25 protein-coding genes and 1 tRNA gene are annotated in these 19,312 nt (G+C 68.6%); 22 read left to right on the top strand and 4 right to left on the bottom strand.

Features of this window, described 5'->3' with window-relative positions; all coding sequences use genetic code 11:
* Nucleotides 1–657: 657 nt before the first annotated feature.
* Complete coding sequence (locus tag ACIQUQ_RS06105) at nt 658–1,413, bottom strand: GntR family transcriptional regulator (RefSeq protein ID WP_403971876.1); 756 nt, start codon at nt 1,411–1,413, stop codon at nt 658–660.
* A 77-nt stretch (nt 1,414–1,490) separates the two neighbouring features.
* On the opposite strand from ACIQUQ_RS06105, the gene ACIQUQ_RS06100 reads away from it, so the two are divergent.
* The 5 genes from ACIQUQ_RS06100 to ACIQUQ_RS06080 all read left to right on the top strand — a co-directional run bounded on the left by ACIQUQ_RS06100 (nt 1,491) and on the right by ACIQUQ_RS06080 (nt 6,023).
* The gene (locus ACIQUQ_RS06100; protein ID WP_403972856.1) at nt 1,491–1,769 is read left to right on the top strand and encodes a hypothetical protein; all 279 of its coding nucleotides are present in this window, start codon (nt 1,491–1,493) and stop codon (nt 1,767–1,769) included.
* A gap of 666 nt (nt 1,770–2,435) precedes the next feature.
* A complete protein-coding gene (locus ACIQUQ_RS06095; protein WP_403971874.1) occupies nt 2,436–3,170 on the top strand; it encodes a GntR family transcriptional regulator in 735 nt (244 codons plus the stop codon).
* Nucleotides 3,167–3,514, top strand: a complete 348-nt coding sequence (locus ACIQUQ_RS06090) for a hypothetical protein (protein ID WP_403971872.1) — start codon at nt 3,167–3,169, stop codon at nt 3,512–3,514. The genes ACIQUQ_RS06095 and ACIQUQ_RS06090 overlap by 4 nt, the downstream gene beginning before the upstream one ends.
* 224 nt (nt 3,515–3,738) lie before the next feature.
* Complete coding sequence (locus tag ACIQUQ_RS06085; protein WP_403971870.1) at nt 3,739–4,992, top strand: DUF262 domain-containing protein; 1,254 nt, start codon at nt 3,739–3,741, stop codon at nt 4,990–4,992.
* 2 nt (nt 4,993–4,994) lie between these two features.
* Nucleotides 4,995–6,023: a hypothetical protein gene (locus tag ACIQUQ_RS06080; RefSeq protein WP_403971868.1), complete on the top strand. Its 1,029-nt coding sequence runs from the start codon at nt 4,995–4,997 to the stop codon at nt 6,021–6,023.
* 351 nt (nt 6,024–6,374) lie between these two features.
* Here ACIQUQ_RS06080 and ACIQUQ_RS06075 read toward each other — a convergent pair whose 3' ends face one another.
* On the bottom strand, nt 6,375–6,725 hold the full coding sequence (locus tag ACIQUQ_RS06075; protein WP_403971866.1) for a hypothetical protein: 351 nt from the start codon (nt 6,723–6,725) through the stop codon (nt 6,375–6,377).
* 23 nt (nt 6,726–6,748) lie between these two features.
* Complete coding sequence (locus tag ACIQUQ_RS06070) at nt 6,749–7,219, bottom strand: NUDIX hydrolase (RefSeq protein ID WP_403971864.1); 471 nt, start codon at nt 7,217–7,219, stop codon at nt 6,749–6,751.
* An 18-nt stretch (nt 7,220–7,237) separates the two neighbouring features.
* Here ACIQUQ_RS06070 and ACIQUQ_RS06065 point away from each other — a divergent pair, with 18 nt between their 5' ends.
* From ACIQUQ_RS06065 to ACIQUQ_RS06015, 11 genes are all read left to right on the top strand, one after another.
* Nucleotides 7,238–8,017, top strand: coding sequence for a GntR family transcriptional regulator (locus ACIQUQ_RS06065; RefSeq protein WP_403971862.1), 780 nt, complete (start codon nt 7,238–7,240; stop codon nt 8,015–8,017).
* Between the two features lie 138 nt (nt 8,018–8,155).
* The gene (locus ACIQUQ_RS06060) at nt 8,156–8,512 is read left to right on the top strand and encodes a hypothetical protein (protein WP_403971860.1); all 357 of its coding nucleotides are present in this window, start codon (nt 8,156–8,158) and stop codon (nt 8,510–8,512) included.
* Nucleotide 8,513: 1 nt separating this feature from the next.
* Nucleotides 8,514–9,869, top strand: a complete 1,356-nt coding sequence (locus ACIQUQ_RS06055; protein ID WP_403971858.1) for an FtsK/SpoIIIE domain-containing protein — start codon at nt 8,514–8,516, stop codon at nt 9,867–9,869.
* A gap of 56 nt (nt 9,870–9,925) precedes the next feature.
* Nucleotides 9,926–10,609, top strand: coding sequence for a DUF2637 domain-containing protein (locus ACIQUQ_RS06050; protein WP_403971856.1), 684 nt, complete (start codon nt 9,926–9,928; stop codon nt 10,607–10,609).
* A gap of 12 nt (nt 10,610–10,621) precedes the next feature.
* Nucleotides 10,622–10,816 (top strand): mobile element transfer protein, encoded by a 195-nt coding sequence (locus ACIQUQ_RS06045; RefSeq protein ID WP_403971854.1) that lies wholly within the window; start codon nt 10,622–10,624, stop codon nt 10,814–10,816.
* A gap of 22 nt (nt 10,817–10,838) precedes the next feature.
* Complete coding sequence (locus tag ACIQUQ_RS06040) at nt 10,839–10,997, top strand: hypothetical protein (protein ID WP_403971852.1); 159 nt, start codon at nt 10,839–10,841, stop codon at nt 10,995–10,997.
* 24 nt (nt 10,998–11,021) lie between these two features.
* On the top strand, nt 11,022–11,354 hold the full coding sequence (locus tag ACIQUQ_RS06035; RefSeq protein ID WP_403971850.1) for a SpdD-like protein: 333 nt from the start codon (nt 11,022–11,024) through the stop codon (nt 11,352–11,354).
* 92 nt (nt 11,355–11,446) lie between these two features.
* A complete protein-coding gene (locus ACIQUQ_RS06030) occupies nt 11,447–11,626 on the top strand; it encodes a hypothetical protein (protein WP_403971848.1) in 180 nt (59 codons plus the stop codon).
* Nucleotides 11,623–13,011 (top strand): replication initiator protein RepSA, encoded by a 1,389-nt coding sequence (repSA, locus tag ACIQUQ_RS06025; RefSeq protein WP_403971846.1) that lies wholly within the window; start codon nt 11,623–11,625, stop codon nt 13,009–13,011. Before ACIQUQ_RS06030 ends, repSA begins: the two co-directional genes overlap by 4 nt.
* Nucleotides 13,008–13,196, top strand: a complete 189-nt coding sequence (locus ACIQUQ_RS06020) for a helix-turn-helix domain-containing protein (protein ID WP_403971844.1) — start codon at nt 13,008–13,010, stop codon at nt 13,194–13,196. The genes repSA and ACIQUQ_RS06020 overlap by 4 nt, the downstream gene beginning before the upstream one ends.
* The gene (locus ACIQUQ_RS06015; RefSeq protein WP_403971842.1) at nt 13,196–14,362 is read left to right on the top strand and encodes a tyrosine-type recombinase/integrase; all 1,167 of its coding nucleotides are present in this window, start codon (nt 13,196–13,198) and stop codon (nt 14,360–14,362) included. Before ACIQUQ_RS06020 ends, ACIQUQ_RS06015 begins: the two co-directional genes overlap by 1 nt.
* A gap of 55 nt (nt 14,363–14,417) precedes the next feature.
* On the opposite strand, the gene ACIQUQ_RS06010 is transcribed toward ACIQUQ_RS06015, so the two are convergent.
* A tRNA-Val gene (locus ACIQUQ_RS06010) sits at nt 14,418–14,492 on the bottom strand.
* Nucleotides 14,493–14,605: 113 nt separating this feature from the next.
* Between ACIQUQ_RS06010 and ACIQUQ_RS06005 the strand changes: the two genes are divergently transcribed.
* The 6 genes from ACIQUQ_RS06005 (at nt 14,606) to ACIQUQ_RS05980 (ending at nt 19,196) form a co-directional block, all read left to right on the top strand.
* Complete coding sequence (locus ACIQUQ_RS06005) at nt 14,606–15,850, top strand: hypothetical protein (protein ID WP_403971840.1); 1,245 nt, start codon at nt 14,606–14,608, stop codon at nt 15,848–15,850.
* Between the two features lie 211 nt (nt 15,851–16,061).
* Nucleotides 16,062–16,784, top strand: coding sequence for a DUF4383 domain-containing protein (locus tag ACIQUQ_RS06000; protein WP_403971838.1), 723 nt, complete (start codon nt 16,062–16,064; stop codon nt 16,782–16,784).
* Between the two features lie 117 nt (nt 16,785–16,901).
* Entirely contained in the window at nt 16,902–17,609 is a 708-nt protein-coding gene (locus ACIQUQ_RS05995; protein WP_403971836.1) for a FadR/GntR family transcriptional regulator, read from the top strand.
* 29 nt (nt 17,610–17,638) lie between these two features.
* Complete coding sequence (locus ACIQUQ_RS05990; RefSeq protein WP_403971834.1) at nt 17,639–18,256, top strand: bifunctional 4-hydroxy-2-oxoglutarate aldolase/2-dehydro-3-deoxy-phosphogluconate aldolase; 618 nt, start codon at nt 17,639–17,641, stop codon at nt 18,254–18,256.
* Complete coding sequence (locus ACIQUQ_RS05985) at nt 18,253–19,041, top strand: hypothetical protein (protein ID WP_403971832.1); 789 nt, start codon at nt 18,253–18,255, stop codon at nt 19,039–19,041. The genes ACIQUQ_RS05990 and ACIQUQ_RS05985 overlap by 4 nt, the downstream gene beginning before the upstream one ends.
* A complete protein-coding gene (locus ACIQUQ_RS05980) occupies nt 18,990–19,196 on the top strand; it encodes a zinc ribbon domain-containing protein (protein ID WP_403971830.1) in 207 nt (68 codons plus the stop codon). Before ACIQUQ_RS05985 ends, ACIQUQ_RS05980 begins: the two co-directional genes overlap by 52 nt.
* The last annotated feature ends 116 nt before the right edge of the window (nt 19,197–19,312 follow it).

Genomic DNA, 19,312 nt, shown 5'->3' with positions numbered 1-19,312 from the left:
CGGCTGAACCATCGTGCCCCTCCCCCGGCGCCCGGTCGCGCGCCCCTCACCGCACGTTGCCGACGAGGCGGGCGTCCGGCGAGGGCGCGTTGCGGTAGCAGCAGGGGCACCGTCCGCCGGACCGTTGGCGGCGACTTATATCGTAAACAATCAGATTCCGTGCACGGTTTCGCTGAATTCCTTCATGTAATGCGTGCACAGCAGAGCATGGGCGGACTTATTCATACGGAGGTTTAGTTGTCCGTTCATGTCTGTTCCAGCACGATTGATGCCATTGTGCGATTGGTAGACGGTCAAGGTGGTGCTGCGATGGTTTCGCACACGCACGTGCGGGCCCTGGAGGGGAGGGAGCGCCTACGTCTCGTGCGACTGCATGAGGTGTGTAGGCGTCTCAACCTTCGCGGCCTTGCCTGCTACCCGCATCGTCCTCACTGGTCGGACGAGGGGTACGCCTTCCTCGTCTACCGCCCTGAACTCCTCGCCCTCAATTTCAAGACGATCAGCAGGGATGACGAGATGTGGAAGGCGCTGTCCGTAGTGCGCGAGCAGCTCCAGAAGGTACCCAGCCTGCAATTCCCCGCTGGTGGTTGGAGCTTGTACCGAGCGTTCAAGGCCTTGGCGGGCGCTCGCGTGGATGGGGCCGCCTAGATACCGCTGCTAGCGGCTGATGGGAACCTCGTAAACGATCTCACATAGGGCGGCGGGCACGATGATGTCCGCCGTCTCTACCGGGCGGCCCTCGTCGCTGTAGTACGTGCGGCGGATGTGTGTGACGAGTGAGGCCTTCTGGATCCCGAGGAGCGATGCTTCCTCGGCGGTAGCCTGCCGGGGCTCCGGCTGCTCCACGGCATGGCTGACGACGATCCCGATCTCGGCCATCCGGTTCACGACGCCGATCCCCGCGTGGGGCCCGCCTTCCGGCAGCACGACGAGCGTCCCGGCCGTCAGGTCGTACGGCTCCCAACTCGTGGACAGCTGCACCGGCCTGCCGTCAGCAAGGAACTCGTAGGCGGTGCGTACGCACAACTCGCCCTCGCCGATCCCGAGCCGCGAAGCGACCTCGGCCGGCGCCGGGACCTTCGCCTCAGTCCTGCTCTCCCACCCGCCCCGCTTGCCGGTGGCCTGCATGTCGGCCTGGAATGGCGACCCCTCGCGATGCTCGCGCGCCGAAGAACGGACCACTCTTACCCGACGCCGCGGCTCGGCGACGTAGGTACCGGACCCGGCGCGCCCCTCTAGGACTCCTTGAGAGATCAACAGCTCCTGCGCGCGCCGGACCACGTTCTCGCCCACGCCGCACTCCTGGGCGATTTGCGCACGTGAGGGCAGGCGGTCGCCGGGCGTCCACTCCCGCTCCGAGATCCGCTGCCGGAGTACGTCGGCGATGCGGAGATACGGCGGCTGCTCAGGCATATGGAAAATCTAGTCCACTAGCTCTAATCTAGTTAACTAGCTTCACCTAAAGTAATCACATGGCGACGGAGGCCCCTGTGCCCGCTTCGGACGTAAGCGCCGAGGACATCGCCGCCCAACTACGGGCGGTCGGGCTCACTCCGCGCGTGGAATTGCACTTCCGGTACACGTCGATCGAAGCGGAGGTCCCGGAGGCGCTCCCCGCCGAGACATGGCGGGAGGTCCTGGTAGTGGTGGCGGAAGCCGATCGGTTCGGTCTTCTCGCCAACGAAGAGGCCGGCCGCATCGTGTGGGCCGCCGTAGACAGAGCGGTCCCCGCGACGGGCGACGTCCGGGGACCTGGCCATCAGCGATAGGAGCTGATCAGCGTGCTCGACCGTATCCACCGCGGCACTTGGCGCACCAGTGAGCGGTACCGACGGAGGAACCGGCGCCACCACCTCGCAACCCCAATCCGATCGGCAGCCGTTCGCCACGCCGCGTACACGACCAAGATCGCCAGCCCCCACGGCCGGACCGACCTGGACCGCGCGAACCTGGCCTCCGCGGTCGCGCCGCACCCGGCCCACGTCCGCCCCCGGTCCACCCAGGCGGAGGTTGACTGATGCCTGCCCACGAGCAATCGCACGCCGGACTCGCCCCCTACCGATCTAGCTGGTGCCAGATCGGCACGCACCCAGCCTGCACGCAGTCCTCGCCCCCGACGCCGCCCGCCAGCCTCCCCGTCGTGTACGAGGCGTGCACTTGCCCCTGCCACACACCCACCACCCAGCCCACGCACACGGACGTGCCCCGATGAGCAGATGGGCGCCTCTCTCCCCGACTGCGGCGAGCGTCGAGATCACCTCGCCAAGCGTGCAGCGCGGCGACTTCATCCAAATCGGTGGTCGGCCCTGCCGCGTGACCGACCTGATCCAGCTGCCCCACGGAGCTAAGCGGCTCCTCCTCGAAACGGGCGAGCTGCTGACCATGCACCGCCGCACCCGGTTCGTCGCCCAACGCGTTCAGAGAAGGTGGTGACGATGCCCCCAATCTCCCGTCGCCAGGTCATCGCCGACGACCTCCGGAACCAGATCTCGTCGGGGCACATCGAGGCCGGCGAACGCCTCCCCTCGGAGGCCCAGCTCGCGAGCCGCTACGGAGTAAGCACGCCAACGCTCCGCAACGCCCTCGCAGATCTCCAAACCGAAGGTCTCGTGGAGAAGATCCACGGCAAGGGCAACTTCGTCCGCCACCGTCTCCGCAGACTCACCTACGTCGGCGGCGGGATCCTCACCCAGGCCTCGCCGACGACCGAGCCCCTACACGTGACCGTGCGCACCAACCACCTCCGAGCCCAAGGCCCCCTGACCGACCTGCTGAAGGTGTCGGCAGACAGCCCCGTCACCGAGTTCCGCTGCCTCAGCCATGAGGGAAGGTCCCCGCACAGCCTGGCGTGCATCTACGTCCCCAGCGACCTTGCGCCGGCCAACGTGCCGAGCGAGTCACCTTGGAGTGAGGGCGTAGAGGCCCATCTCTCAGCCCACCGTCCGCCCTCGACCGAGATCCAAGAGACGCTCACTGCCCGCCACCCAACCCCCGAAGAGGCGGCAACCCTCCGAATCAGCTCTGCCCTGGCCGTCCTCGCCATCAAGCGCGTAGCCGCAGACAGCAACGGCCGCGTCATCGAGGCAGCCCTCCTGGTCCTCCCTGGCGACCGCGCCGACGCGACGTTCACCTCCAACCCCACGACGAGCGAAAGGAGGGCGGAAGGATGACACACCACGACGAGCTACGCCTCCTCCCGTGGTCAGGCTCGGATGAGAAGCCCTGCTACCTGAGCACCGACAACAACGACAGCCACCTGTCCCGCTTGGCAGACGCCATCGAGTCGGTAGAGCTGGAGGTTGCCACCGAGCTCACCCACTACGCCGCGGAGGTCCTAGCCGACCAAGAGGCCGACCCAACCGAACTCCGGCTCCTGGCAACCGGCCTGGCCCACTCCCTATCCAAGACCCTCCGCGTAGCCCACAGCCGCGGCCGCCGCGTACGAGAAGGGGGCCACCCCTTCGCCGAGCAAGGTGGGCAGGCCCCACGACCTCCGGCGGAAGCCTCCGGGTAGTCGGGCAACCAGTCAGCGGCGTAGAGGTCATGGAGTCGCTCCATGACCTCTACTCATGCCCGCACCAACGACTGATGGTGGGCAACTGGCTGCACCACCTGATAAAACGGGGCAGATTGTCTGGATCGGGGCTGAAGGACATGCAGTCCCGTAGCATCTGACGTGCCATCAATGCGCACGCGCCTCGCTCCTGCGTGCCAAAGAGGCACTTCTCAATGCGGTTCATGATCATCGCCTTCGGAGGCTGCTACATGAAAAGTCGTGAGCTCTTGCAGGGCGAAGTTTTGAACCTTGCGGCTCCAACGGAATCAGAGGCGATTTCAGTGAGCCATGAAGAAATAGCAGCCAAGTACGCGAGCGGTGAGATCCGTATCGTCACCGAACAGGCTCGCACCCAGCTTCCAGAATTGCCTTCAATAATTGAATCTGGAAGGTATCGACTTCAGCCAGAGTATCAGCGTCGCCGCCGCTGGTCGGCAGGTAAGCAATCTCGCCTGATCGAGTCGTTCATCATGAACGTCCCCGTGCCACCCGTTTTTCTGTACGAGTACGAGTATGCAAAGTACGAAGTGATGGACGGGCTTCAGAGGCTTAGCACCCTGGCCGGCTTTTATAACGATGAACTTGAGCTCACGGAGCTCGAGTACTGGAAAGAGCTGGAGGGGATGACATACTCCTCACTGCCCACGCAATTGAGGCAGGGGATCGACCGCCGATACCTTTCAAGCATCGTGCTGCTCTATGAAACCGCGAGCAACGATGAGCAAGCGCAACGCCTAAAGGAGCTAGTGTTTGAACGGATCAACAGTGGCGGGGTTTCCCTCTCTCACCAGGAGTCACGCAACGCCCTGTCCCGCGGGCCTCTAAATTCAAGACTGGCAGACTTGGCGCGAACCCCAAGTTTCTGCCAGGCCTGGGGGATCCCTGAGCCAGATGAAGCAGAACTCTCGACCGGAGATGTAAGAGACGATGTTCTCGACGATGCTCGCTATCAGAGCATGGAGGACATCGAAATGGTGTTGCGTTTCATGGCGCACCGACAGAGGACCGCCGTTGGCGCCTTGAGGAGCACGCGCGTATTTCTAGATCGATTTTGGAGGGAGGCCAACACCAACTTCTCGGAAGATCTTGTAGATCAACTCGGCGAAGTGTTCGTCAAGACGATAAACCTTGCCTATGACGTGCTTGGCGAGCGCGCTTTCTATATTCGTCGAGACCGAAAGGGAAGTCGCATCTGGGTTCCTCGTCCCACCCTCTTGGCGTACGACTGCGTAATGTCGGCCTTCAGTCAGCATCTAGATGAAGCAGCGCGCCTGAGGGAGCTGAAGGATACTGTAATTCTTCGCCTGGAGGAGCTCTACGACGAGCATGCTTCAGATTTTGACGGCCGCCGAACAGATCCGCGGGATGTACAGCGGAGGGACGAACTAATCAGCGCAATGCTCGCGGATGTGGTCGCTTCTCACGCGGGGAGATAGCTTTGAAGCAGATCCGGGCAGTGCTCAAAGCTGACTGCGAAGACCTCCATTCTCAACTGGACCTCGGTTCGGAACTCCACCGAGCCCTGAACGGCACATACTCGGGAGATCGGCAGAAGCTCAATGCACTAACAGCACGATCTCGGCGCCAGAGCTATGTAAATGGAGTTGTGTCCATCTACGGCCTGCTTGAAGAAAACATCGACAAGCTGGTGATCGAGGTAGCATCCGCCTATGGTGGGATTTTTGAACTGCACTCCGATCTTCCAGAGCGCATGCGGGACGCCCATCGCGAATATCTACTCCGCTTCCTCCTGGAGAAGGACAAAATTCGACTCCGCGAGCCGATCCAAGAGAATGCGGCTCTTCATGCGCTGATGTCCGCGTCGTCCGGGGTATCACCCAACCTGCTCCCGTCGATCCTAACCTACGCCACGGCCAACTATCGACATTCATACATTCTCGATCTCCTTCATCGAGTAGACGTTGACGCGAGGAAACGCGTCGAGGGCGGGCGGGTTGCAGAAAAACTAGCCGACTCGGGGCTAAATTTCGCAAGTGTGGATTCCCTTATACTCGATCTGGTGACCAGGCGGAATGAGGTGGCGCATTCATATCACACAGTGGACATGCTTGATGTGGATACACTGAAAGCGTATCTAGACGTGATGCAGGCCTATATTCAAGAGCTACAGATTGCGGCCAGCGAGAAGGTCCTGCGGGTTCTATCCGAAAAGCGCCTCCAGCCGATTGGGAAGGTGGCAAAAGCATGGACCTCCGCATTGGGTGTAGATATGGATGCCGGGTCAATTGAGGCCCCGTGCAGCGTCCTCCTGGTGCGAGAATCAGGTATTTCTGCACTAGATATTGATTCGCTACAATCGGGCGGGCAAAGCATTCCCGGTACGGTTCGACATCTTTCCGATGTACTGAAGATGGGGCTCGGATTTTCTGCAGGCAAACCAGGTAACGTAGAGGGCGCCTCGGTGTTTGTACTACCTGACCGCTGGGAGTATCTACGCCTGTTCTGAACGCTTAGGTCGGCGGAGCGGCTTTGGCCGGTGGCCTGCCCGGGTTGGGGTCGAGCATGACCAGGGGGCCGTACGCTAGTTGGCAACTCGGTCAGCTCTTGAGCCTGACCGCAATGTGATCGAGTGGCCCCCTGGTCTTGCTCGACGCGGGCCCCGACCTGGGGAGGTGGGTAAAGCCGTGGAGCCGACCGCCCCAGCCACAGCGGGGTTCACCCCATCAAGCCTCAGCCTGCCGGCGCGCGGCCGGCGGTCCGGGCTGGAGCGGGGCGGAGACAGGAGCGCAGGGCCGGGGCGACGGGCGCGCGACGCCGCCTTGGCGGCGGAAGCGCCCTTGATGAAGTAGGGAAACTCTTACCGCACGGGTTCCGTCTGGTCGCGCTCGGCGCGGAACGCGTCCAAGAGGTCGAAGAACAGCTCCATGGGAGGTCTGCCCTCGCGCTCGGCTGCTCGTTCGATCTCGACTGCCCAGCCGAGGGGGCTTGAGGTGAAGTTGAAGCGCTGCCAGAGCCATGTGCTGAACGCGCCTGTGTGGGCGAACTCTGCTCCGTCCTGCGTGCCGTGGATCTCGGCGGCTACTCGGTAGCCCAAGAGCATGGAGTCCAGGTGCTGGAGGGAACTGCCTCGTACCCACATGCCTGGTCGGAGTCGTATCTCGTCCAGGAAGTCGTAGACGTCGCGCAGGTCTCGCACGTGTCGCGGCACCCGCGGCTGCTTCTCCGGCTCGGTCACGCTGACGTGCTCGTGAGCTGGCGGCCGTCGTGGCTGCGGACGTGGGGGCCGGCTTCGTCCAGGGCGTCCAGGAGGCGGATTGCGTAGACCTCGGACATGCGGGCGGTGATCTCTTCCGGGGTGAGCCAGGCGACCGCGGTGGACTCGGCTGAGGTGCGCTCTGTGCCGCCGGCGGGCTTGCAGCGGAAGACCAGGGCGACGATGCCGCGGGTGGTGTTCTTGTAGACGCCGGTCAGGCCGGATACCTCGACGTGGATGCCGGTTTCTTCCAAGACCTCGCGGCGGACGCCTTCCTCAGGGGGCTCGCTGAGTTCGAGTACGCCGCCCGGGAGCTCCCAAGTGCCGTTGTCCGCTCGGCGGATCGCCAGGAGTCGGCCGTCCTCGCGTACCACCGCGCCGGCCACGGACACGGAGTGCAGTGGCGTTGACTTGTGCTGCGAGGAACCCGTACTCATGTACAGGAGCATAGGAGGAAGAGAAGGACCATGGGAACCGCTGCGGGAGGTGGCAAGGCCGTACCCCGGTACGTCCAGATCGCCGAGGACATTGTTCAGCAGATCAGGGCAGGGGTGCTGAAGCCTGGGGATCTTGTGCCGAGTGAGTCCGAGCTGGTCGAGCGCTATGGCGTGGCCGGCGGGACGATCCGCAAGGCCATGGTCGAGGTGCGGGCCAGCGGGCTTGTCGAGACGCGGCATGGGAAGGGGTCCCTGGTAAAGGCCCGGCCGCCCGTGCGGCATCGGTCTTCTGATCGTTTCCGGCGGTCGCACCGGAAGGAGGGACGGGCTGCTTACCTTGCCGAGTCAGCACAGTCCGGGGCCGAGGCCAAGGTGAGCGTTCTGTTCATCGGGCCCATGGGCGCTTCTGAGGAGATCGCGGAGCGGTTGGGCGTGCAGGCTGGTGAGCAGGTGCTCGCTCGGCGGCGGCTGTACTTCCGGAACGGGACTCCGGTCGAGACGGCGTCCTCCTACCTGCCTTGGGACGTCGTGAAGGACATCCCTGAGCTGTTCGCCGAGAATCCTGGAGGCGGCGGCATCTATGCGCGCCTGGAGGAACACGGGCACGTCTTCGAGGAGTTCGTGGAGACGCTGACGGCCCGGCCTGCCTCCAAGGCGGAGGCCAGCGAGCTGGCCCTGAGTCCTGGTGCTCCTGTGGTGCACCTGCTGCGCAACGCCGTGACGGAGGACGGGCGCGTGGTGGAGGTCTGCGACACCCTCATGGCCGCTGACCAGTTCATCTTCGAGTACCGGATCCCCGCCCGGGACTGACGGCACCTCAACTCCCTTCAACCCGCTGCGAGTTTTCGTCCGCAGCGGGTTGACTCATATATAGGAGTGGGGCACTCTTCTTCATGTCACTCATGTACATGAGTGGAGGAGATGGACCTCTATAGAGGAGTGATCTGCATGCGTCAGATTCCCGTCGACACGTCCGCCGCCATGGTGATGGTGGCCCAGCCCCCGGCTCCGAAGATCGCGAACCGGCAGACCGGAGAGGTCGCCACCGACCGCGACTCGGGCGCGACGCTGATGAGCGTGGACGTCATGTTCGTGATGGACGGCAACGCCGAGATCCTGACCCTGACGGTTCCGGAGACCGGCATCAGCGGCACGCTGACGATGGGCACCCCGGTCGCGCTGACCGGCGTCGTCGCACGGCCGTGGGAGAACGAGTTCAACGGCCAGAAGCGGCACGGGATCAGCTTCCGCGCCGTGGCCGTGACGCCGCTGAACCAGCCTGCCGCCCAGACCGCCGGCGCCTGAGGTGCGTGGCTTATGGCTCGTCCCAATCTTGGTTGCCGCTGGCGTGCTGGTGCTGCGGTGGCGGCGTCCGGACTGGTACTGGGTGACCTTCGGTGTGGTGTTCGCCGTGGTCCGGGTGCTGGTTCGGTACCGGATGGTGATGGATGCCTGCGGGCTTACCGTTCCGCCACCCGGGTGGCGCCTGGCGCTGGCCAGGATGCTGCACCGGCCGGCACCTGAGGCTCGGTCTCCGAGGATCCTGCGGATCCGTCCGACTCGTACTGGCCTGGCTCTGCGCCTCAGGCTTCGGCCGGGGCAGGATGCCTTCGACTTCTCGGCCTCGACGGACCGGCTGCGGCACTCGTTCGTCCTGCACAACGTCACCTCGCGGGAGATCCGCTCTGGGGTGGTCGAGCTGCGGATGACTGGCTACGACCTGCTGAAGCGGGTGCGGATGCCCGTCACCCGTGATCTCGGGCCCATGCGGATCCCGGTCGCTCTCCGGGAGGACGGACAGGCTCATGTGCGGGACTACCGACAGGTGCCGCATGCCCTGAACGTGGGTGCCACCCAGTCCGGGAAGTCCGTCTACCAGCGGAATCTGATCGCCGGGCTGGCACGTCAGAACGTTGCCCTGGTCGGGATCGACTGCAAGAACGGTGTCGAGCTCGCTCCGCTGGCGCGTCGGTTCACCGCCCTCGCCGACAGCCCTGCCGCCGCGGCTGAGTTGCTGGCCGCACTCGTCTCCTACTTGGCTGGCGTATACGAGCTGATTCGTCGGGAGCAGCGGATCAGCGCCGACACCCCTGATGCAGAGATCACCGCTGACATCTGGGACCTTCCTGTTCATCTGCGTCCGACGCCGGTGGTGTTGATCGTGGATGAGGTCGCAGAGCTGGCTCTCTTCGCCACCAGGGAGGAGGAGAGGCGGCGGGACCAGATCGTCACCGACCTCGCCCGGATCGCCCAACTCGGCCGCGCCGCCGGCCTCTACCTCGAAATCTGCGGCCAGCGCTTCGGCTCCGAACTCGGCAAGAGCATCACCATGCTCCGGGCCCAGCTCACCGGCCGCACCGCCCACCGCGTCAACGACGAGGCCTCGGCCAACATGGCCTTCGGGGACATCTCCGCGGACGCCGTCCTGGCCGCGATCCAGATCCCGACCGACCGGCCCGGCACCGCTGTGGTCGGAGACTCCTCCGGCGGCTGGACGCGAATCCGTACGCCGCACCTCACTCTCCGCCAAGCCGTGAACCTCTGCAACGCTCAGGCCTTCCGCACTCCAGTGATCGACAGGCTTGAGCCCTTCCGGCCCGTCCTGCCTCAGCCGGTGCTCACCGGGATCCTCCGCCCGAAGACCACCACGGCCACCGTCTGAGCCACTCCCCTACCGGGTCGGCGCGACCCTCACCGCGCCAGGTCCCTACCCCTCCCATGCCCGAAACGGAGGTAACCGTGGTCCGCTCAGCCCTCCGCCCGGACGCCGTGCTGGTACAAGCCGTGATCGCCGGGGCCCTGTCGTTCGCCCATCTGCACGACCTCGCCGAAGCGGCCGGCCAGACCGGCTGGAAGGCGTGGGCCTACCCCGTCAGCGTGGACCTGCTCCTCGTCGCCGCCTGGCACCGCCTCCGAACGCTCAAGAGCGCGGGGCAGCGCACTCGATCGGCATGGACCTGGTTCGTGGTCGCGCTCGCTGCCTCCCTCGGAGCGAACGTCGCCACCGCCGGGCTCCTCGACCTGGAGGCGGCCGTACCGGCCTGGCTGCGGATCCTCGTCGCCGGGTGGCCCGCCCTCGCCTTCCTCGGGGGCACGCTCCTGGCTCACACCCCGGCACCCACAGCTGTGGACACCCCGGCCCCGGAACCGGTCGTGGAACCCGAGCCGCTGCCCTACGAGCCCGAGCCCGAGGCCGTGCAAGCGCCCGAAGATCCCCCGGCTCTGCCTGCGCCTCCTGCCCCGGCCACGCCGACCGTGCCCGAAGCTCTGCTGGCCTACGCCCGGAACCTCGCCACCGACCACCGCGCCCGTACGGGCCAGGCCATCGATATGGAGGCCCTGCGCGCCCGGCTCGGCGTCCCGGCCCCCATGGCCGAAGCAATCGCCGCCCAACTCCCCTGAAAGGAGGACCCCGTGTCCGCCCTCGACCAATTCCGGGACCTCGCGAAGATCGGCCCCGTCCAGACCGGCAGCTACCGCGACCGCCACGGCCGCACCCGCTACGCCGCCGTCTGCATCGCCGACGACTGCGGCTGGTCCGCCACCCAGTACACCTCCAGCACCGCCGCCCAGCTCGCCGCCCGCAGCCACCGCTGCCGCGTCCGCTGACCACCCGAAGGAGAACACCGCCATGGACGTCCCGCTCTGGGTCGCACTCCTCGCCCTCGGCCTCGTCGGCGTGAAGTACCTCCGCCCGCCCGGCTGGCTCGTCGTCGTACTCCTCGTCGGCGGCTACCTGCTCGCCGACAGCTTCCTGTCCCCGGCCGTCGACACCGTCATCACCAAGTAACCCGCCCTGGAAGGGAGACAGCTCATGTTCAAGCCCAAGTACCCGAGTCCTGCGATCTACACCTCGGCCACGATCCGCCCGACTCCCGTCCCCACCGAGACCGCCCGGCCCGGCCAGCCCGACGAAACCGCGGCTGTGCGCCCGGCCCCCACCGGTACCTTCGCCGCTCTGCTCCAGCAGTCGCCCGGTACCGCGCTCGCCCTCGCCGCCGGCGGCGTCGCGGGGGTCCTCGCCGTGGCCTCCGTCGCGGTCTCGCTGCTCCTGGCCGTCGCGGTCACCGCGGTCGCCCTCTCCGTGAGCGGCGTCGTCGTACTCCTCCTCGTCCGCGCTCTGCGCCAGGAGTTCAAGAGCCGCTGAACCGGCCCGGGACGGCCCTGAAACCGCCAAGTCTCCGCCGTCCCGGCGCCGTGCTCCTCCCCGAACCAACCGATCCGGAAGGAAGCACCATCATGGCCCAGCCCACCCCTCCGAAGGCCGGGATCTGCCTGCACTGCGGGGGCTTCCCCGCCGTCGCGATCACGCTCGGCGGCCGCAACCGCCGCGGGCACCTGCGCACTCTCACGGCCCATTGCCCGGTCTGCCACGGCACCGGGCACGCCCTCACGGACCGCCGGACGGTGACCGCGTGACCCACCCCGCCACCGCGGCGCGCCTGGACCCGGCCACCCTCGCCGACGCGCTCAGGGTGGCCGGTACACCGGACTTCCGCCGCTGGGAGGATCAGGTCCGTCGTACGGGCGGGTGCTCCGACCCGATCCACCTCACCGGCTGGACCGCCGCCAAGGACAGAACCAGCGGTGAGACCCTCCACCGCTACACGACCGAGAACGAGCCCGGTGGTCGGCTTCGGATCGCCTGCGGCAACCGCCGCGCCTCCCGGTGCCCCTCCTGCGCGCACACCTACGCAGGGGACACGTACCACCTGATCCGTGCCGGCCTCGCCGGAGACGACCGGCGGGACATCCCCGTAGCCGTCCGCGAACACCCCCGCGTTTTCCTCACCCTGACCGCCCCGTCGTTCGGCCCGGTCCACAACCGTCCCGGCCACGGCGCCTGCCGCTGCGGGACCGCCCATGGCGCTGACGACCAGGCCCTCGGGACCGCCCTCGACCCCGTCACGTACGACTACGCAGGCGCCGTGCTCTTCAACAACCACGCCGGGCAGCTCTGGCAGCGCTTCGCCAACCGGCTCCGCCGCGAGATCGCCGCCCGGGCGGGGCTCACCCAACGCGAGCTGGCCGCCTCATGCCGGATGTCCTACGGCAAGGTCGCCGAGTTCCAGAAGCGCGGGGCCGTCCACTTCCACGCCGTGGTCCGCCTCGACGGACCTGCCGGGCCCGATGCCCTGCCGCCCGGCTGGGCCACGACCGCCTTACTCGATGACGCGATCCAAGCCGCGGCCGCCCACACGTACACCTCCGTCAGCACCCCGGCCGCCGGCGGACAGCCCGCCCGGACCTTCCGTTGGGGAACCCAACTGGACGTCAGGCCCATCAAGGCCTTCGGTGACGGCTCGGACATCACCGAGCAGGCGGTCGCCTCCTACGTCGCCAAGTACGCCACCAAGGCAGCCGAGAACACCGGGACGCTCGACCGCCGGATCGGCAACCGGGAAGCCCTGGCGATCCTCGGCGTCCCCGAGCACACCAGCCGCCTGATCGAGGCCTGCCTCGACCTCGATCCGCTCTACCCCGAACGCCGCCTCGCCGCCTGGGCCCACATGCTCGGCTTCCGCGGCCACTTCTCCACCAAGTCCCGTCGCTACTCGACCACCCTCGGCGAACTCCGCCAGGCCAGGGCCGACTACCGCGCCGCCCAGGAGCGCCAGGAGCGCGGCCTCGACCACGAGCCCGAGACCGTGCTCGTCCTCGCCTCCTGGCAGTACGCCGGCCACGGGCACACCCCCGGCGAATCTGTCCTCGCCGCCACCATCGCCCGCGACCTTCAACTCAACCGCCAGACCGCCCGTGAAGCCTTGCAAGACCTCGCCGCCCTGGAAGGAGCCCCGTCATGACCACCGCCACCGCAGAGCTGCTGACCGTGCCCGAGGTCATGGCGAAGCTCAAGCTGGGCCGCTCGACCGTCTACGACCTGATCCGGTCCCGGCGACTCGTGTCCCTGACGGTCGGCCGCGCTCGGCGCATCCCTGCGGACGCGGTGTCCGAGTTCATCGCTCGCACGATCGAGGAGGGCGAGTGATGGCGGACGCGCGCAAGAAGAACCCCAACGGCGCCGGGACGATCACCCTTCGGAAGGACGGTCGCTACCAGGCCGCCGTGTACGTCCTCCAGCCTGACGGCACCCGCGCCCGGAAGTTCGCCTACGGCAAGACCTGGACCGAGTGCGACACCAAGCGCCGCGCGCTGCTCGACAAGGTCGACAACGGCGTCCCCGTGCCCACCAAGTCCATGAAGCTCGCCGAATGGCTCCCCTACTGGCTGGAGCAGATCGTGACGCCTCGGCGGAAGCGGACCACCGTCGCCAAGTACGAGGTGCACGTACGGCTCTACCTCGTGCCCATGCTCGGGACCAAGCGGCTGGAGTCGCTGAACGTGGGCGAAGTACGGCGGTTCCTGACGCAGTTGGAGAAGAAGACCTCCGCGGCTACCGCCAAGGAGTCGCACCGCGTGCTCCGGTCCGCACTCACTGCCGCGTGCCGCGAGGAGCTGATCACGCGGAACGTGGCGACCCTCGTCGAGCCTCCGTCGGTTGCCGCGCGGGACCTTGAGCCCTGGTCCTTGGACGAGACGCTCGACTTTCTGAGCGCTGCGCGCAAGGACCCGCTGTACGCCGCCTTCGTGCTTGCGATCGCGCTCGGGTTCCGACGCGGTGAGATCGTCGGACTCCGGTGGGAGAACGTGGATCTCGACAAGCGGGAGATCCGCGTGCGGACTCAGCGGCAGCGGGTCGGTGGCGAGGTGTACGAGGACGACCCCAAGGGGCGTCGGCGGAAGCAGACCCTGCCGCTGCCGGCCTTCTGCGTAGCTCCACTGCGGTGGCAGCGCATGAAGCAGGCCGACATGTGTGAGAAGGCCGGGGAGAGGTGGGAGGAGACCGGGTACGTCTTCACGACTCGGAGCGGGCGGCCGATCGAGCCGCGGAACCTGTATCGGTCCTTCACGCGGGTGGCGAAGGACGCCGGGCTTCGGGTGATCCGGCTGCATGACGCTCGGCACGGGACCGCGACGCTGCTGACGGCCGCCGGGGTGCCGCCTCGGGTCGTGATGGAGATCCTTGGTCACTCGCAGATCGCGGTGACCATGAACGTCTACACCCACGTGGTGCAGGAGACCCAGAGAGAAGCCGTCGGGCATATGGACCGGCTGCTCAGGAGCGGAGCTCCGCTCCCGATCCGCTCCCGTTGATGTCAAATGTAGATGTCAAAGGCCCCCAGTCGATCTTGACTGGAGGCCTTTGCGCTGGTGGGCGCGGACGGTTTCGAACCGCCGACATCTGCTTTGTAAGAGCAGCGCTCTACCCCTGAGCTACGCACCCGTGGAACGAGGAGACAGCCTACATGGAGGCCATGCCCCTGACGCAAACGCGTTCGTGTGGGGGAGAATGTACCGGGGCACGGTGGACGTGGTACGGGGTACGGGAGAGGGATTGTGACGGCGACTTCCCGGCGGTGGTTCGGTGGGCGGGACGAGAGCCGACGGGCCGAGGCGCAGGCTGCCAAGGATGCCGCCGCGGCCGCGTTCTACGAGCTGGACACCGCGCAGCGGGACCTGCGGATCTCCATCGAGACCATCGTCGCGGCCGACGGGTCGCCGGCCGCGCGGCAGGCGTCGGACGGGTTCACCGCGCTCGGGCACCGCATCGACCAGGTCAGTCACGTGTACATCGAGACCGTCGACCGGTACGACCTGGACCGCCCCGAGCTGGAGGCCTCGGTCGCCGGGCGGGCGCGCGGGGAGCTGGAGCAGGCCCGCGACGAGCTGGTACGGGTCAAGGGTGAGCTGGACCGGTTCGCGCAGGGGCTGGAGCCCCTGCTGCGGAACGCGGAGACGCAGCTGGCGCGGGTCGCGCCCGCGCGGGAGCGGGCCCGGGCGGCCCTGCTGGCCGCGAGCAACGCGCTGGACGCGGTGCGGGCCGGCGGGATGCGGGCGGACGACCTGGCGGCGCGGCTCGCTGCGCTCGCGCCGGAGCTGACCAAGCTCAATCAGGGGGCCGCGCAGCACGGCGTACAGGAGACGGTGCAGCGGGCCGACCGGATCCTGCGGGACGCCGAGGCCGTACGGGCGGAGGCCGAGCGGCTGCCGGAGCGGGCGGCCGAGATGGACCGGCGGCTGGTGAGCCTGCGGACCCGCGCCCAGGCGCTGCGCACCCGGGCCGGGCAGGTGGATCCGGTGCTGAGCGAGTTGCGGCGCCGGTTCAGTGCGGCCTGCTGGCAGGACCTGCAGAAGGTGCCGGACCAGGCCGTGGAGAGCGTACGGCGGGCCGAGGAGAAGCTGGGCGAGGCGGCGGCCGCGCGCCGCGAGCAGCGCTGGGCCGACGCGACGGCGCTCTTCGGGACGGTCAGGGCCCTGCTGGACTCGGTGGACGAGGCCGTCTCGGCGGCCGGGGACCGGTTGCGGGCCCTGGACGCCGTGGCGAAGGACCCGCAGCCGGAGGTCCAGCGCACCCGCTTCGCGATCCGGGACGCCCAGCGGCTGGCGATGGAGGGGCGCAGCGTGCCCGATCCGCGGCACGCGCGTCCGCTGGACCAGGCGGTGGTGCGGGTCGACCGGGCGGTGGCCGGGCTGGAGGGCGTACACCCCGACTGGTGGGGGTTCCTGCGGGAGATGGAGGACGTGCGGGCCGCGGTCGGGCGGGTCGTCACCGAGATCCGTTCCCAGCGCGGCACCGGGTGACCTCGGACCGGATCGACTGAGGAACCGGGTGACCTCGGACCGGACCGGCCTGTGTCGGTGGCCGTCTTGGAGCTGACCGGCCACGATCGGGTGCCGGGTCCGCCGCCCCGCCCTCCGCCCCTCCACCCCGCCGTCCGTTCCGTGCCGGTTGTCCGCCGGGCGCTCGCGGCGGATGCTGGAAGGTGCAGGGAACGGAGCAGAGGAGGGCGTCATGGCTGCCCACGTTTTCCACCGGCCACGGCCTCGTACGTCCCGTGCAGTCCCCGTCCGGCCGGAGCCCTACGAGCCCCACGCCGCGTTCGGGTGCACCGAGCCGCACGAGCACTACGCGCCCTACATCGCCCACGAGCCGTACGGGCCGCCACCGGAGCCGGAGGGGCCCGGCCTGGTGCAGCGCCTCACGCACCCCGTCACCGCGCAGCTCGACGAGCACCTGCCGGCCGACCACAAGCTCAGCAAGGTCTACCGGGTGGGCGCGGGGCTGACCGGCCTGCTGCTGGTGGTGTTCGGCGTGCTCGGACTGACCGACAACATCGGCTTCTTCGACACCGGCGGCGACCAGGTCCTCGGCCTCAACACCAACGGCGCGCTCAGCGTGCTGTCGATCTGCGTGGGCCTGCTGCTCTTCATCGGCATGGTCATCGGCGGCAACTTCGCCTCGACGCTGAACATCGTCCTCGGCGTGGCCTTCATCGCGAGCGGCTTCGTGAACCTCGCCCTGCTGGACACCGGGCTGAACTTCCTGGCCTTCGAGATCCAGAACGTGCTGTTCAGCTTCGTCGTGGGCGTGATGCTGATGTGGTTCGGGATGTACGGGCGGGTCGGCAGCGCACTGCCGCACGACAACCCGTACTGGCGTGCCCGGCACCCGGAGCAGGCCGCCCGCGAGGAGCGGCGGACGACCCCCGAGATGCGGGCCGCTTCCCGCCGTTAGGGAGCCGGGGCGAGCCGCCCGACCCTCGCGCGGCGGCCGCCCTGTTTTGCTTATTTACTATTACTTGTGCAAATCTCTGCCTGTCTGGGGGTGTCAGGGGAGACAGGAACAGACGACGTGAGCGACGCCGCCTACGCGGGCCGCGGCATCCACCGCACCGCGGTCGACGGCCTGGCCCGCAGGATCTTCGACGGCAGTCACCCCGAGGGAGCGGTCCTCGAACTGCCCGCCCTCATGACCGAACTCGGCGTGAGCCAGACGGTGCTCCGCGAGGCCGTCAAGGTACTGACGGCCAAGGGGCTGCTGGACGCCCGCCCGAAGCGCGGCACCTTCGTCCGCCCGGCCCACGACTGGAACCTGCTGGACGCGGACGTGCTGCGCTGGAAGCTCGACGCGGGCCCGCCGGACTGCTTCTTCGCGGACCTGCTGGAGCTGCGCCGCTCGGTCGAGCCGGCCGCCGCCGCGCTGGCCGCCGACCGCGCCACCGCGGCGGACTTCGCCGACCTGGACGCCGGGCTGGCCCTGATGGCCGGCGCCGGGCGCGACCCCGACCGGCACGCAGAGGCCGACGCGGCCTTCCACACCGCCCTGCTGGCGGCCTCGCACAACCACTTCTTCGTCCAGATGCAGCGGGTCATCGTGCCACCGCTCATCGAACGCGATCGCAAAGTACACGCCCAGACCTTCGAGGACCCGGTCGGCATCCACGCGGCCGTGGTCCAGGAGATCAGGACCGGCGACCCGGACGGCGCGTACATGTCCGTACTCGAACTGCTCGACGTCGCCCAGCGGTACGAGCCCGCGGCGCCCCCGCTCGGGGACTGAGTCCAGGCCCCGGCCCAGGAAGGAAGACCATGGAGTTCACCGCTGCCCTGAGGGAGGAGCGGCTGGTCGCGATCGTGCGGGGCAGGGACCCGGAGGCCTCGTTCCGCACCGTCATGACGCTGGTGGAGGAGGGCGTTCCGCTGGTGGAGGTCGCGCTCAGCGGGGCCGACGCGCTGGACGTCATCGCGCGCGCCCGCCGCGAGCTGGGCACCGAGGCCTGGCTGGGCGCCGGCGCCGTGCTGACCGCCGGGGACGCGCAGCGCGCCCGGGACGCGGGGGCGAACCTGCTGGCCGCGCCGGCCCTGGGGCCGGGCGTCGCGGAGTCCGTACGGCAGGGCGTGCCCGTGCTGGCCGGGGTGTCCACGGCACGGGAGGTGGCCGCGGCGGACCGGGCGGGGGCGGCGGCACTCACGCTGCTGCCGGGCTCGGTCGGCGGCCCGGCGTACCTGCGGGCGCTGCGCGCGCCGTTCCCCGACCTGCCGTTCGTGCCGGTCGGGCGGGTGGACACGGAGCGGGCGGGCGAGTACCTGCGGTCGGGTGCGATGGCGGTCGGCGTGGGCGCCCCGCTGATCGGCGACGCGGCGGACGGCGGCGACCTCGGGGACCTGCGGAAGCGGGCGGCTCGGTTCAAGGCGGTGTGCGCATGAGCGTGCTGACCTTCGACGCCGCCCTCGCGGGCGCGCTGCGGGCCGCCGGGACGGACGCCACCGTGGCGCCGTCACGCGCCGCGCTGCTGCACCGTGCGTACGAGGAGACTCGCCCCCGTGTCCTCCACCTGACCGGCACCACCGCCGCCGCGTCCCCCGACGCCCGCGACACGGCAGGCCTCGCGCTCCGCCTGGCCGGCGAGCGCTCGGCGCTGGTGTGCCTGGAGGTGGACCACCGGGCCGCAACGGCCGCCGGTACGAAGGCCGGTACGCCGGCCGGGACGGCCACCGGTGCGGCCGCCCGGACCCTGCGCGCCTGGGCCCCGCGCGCGGACGCCCTGATCGCCACGGAGGACGGGCTGGCGCTGTGCCTGCCGGACCACGCGGCCGGGGACACCGCGGCGCGGGCCGGGGAACTGCTGGCGCTCGGCGTCGGCGAGGTGCTGGTCAGGCACGAGGACGGCGCGGTGACGGCGTACACGGACGACGGCTCCGCGCACCGGACCGGCCCGCCCGCGGAGACGGCCCAGGAGACCGGCGGCCCGATGCCGGCCGCCGGCACCCGGGCCCCCGGGACCGGACACCCGGCCACCCCCGCCACCACGGCCACCCCCGCGACCGGCACCGCCGCCTACCTCGCCGCCCTCCTCGGCGGAGCCCCCGCGCACGTCCGGGTCGCGCGGGCGGCCGCCGGGGGATGGAGCGGCCCGCCCGCGGCCCGTAGCCTGTGCGCATGCCTCGTTACGAATTCCGCTGCCGCACCTGTGGGGACTCCTTTGAGGTGAGCCGGCCGATGGCCGAGTCCACCGCCCCCGCCGCCTGCCCCGCCGGGCACGACGACACCGTCAAGCTGCTGTCGGCCGTCGCCGTCGGCGGTACGAAGTCCGCTCCCCCGGCCCCGTCGGGCGGCGGCTGCTGCGGCGGCGGGGGCTGCGGCTAGGTCGTGTCTTTCGGATCAGGCCGGATCAGGGAGCGGGGCCTGGTGCGTGCGATCGCAAGGCGGAGGAGGGAGTCAACGCGGTGGGGGCACCCCCAGCGGTAGCTGGGGGACGTTGG

Source organism: Streptomyces sp. NPDC101118, assembly GCF_044759445.1.
Taxonomy (GTDB): Bacteria; Actinomycetota; Actinomycetes; order Streptomycetales; family Streptomycetaceae; genus Streptomyces.
Note: the sequence above shows the minus strand (reverse complement) of the source record. Positions and strands in the feature narration are given on the sequence as shown.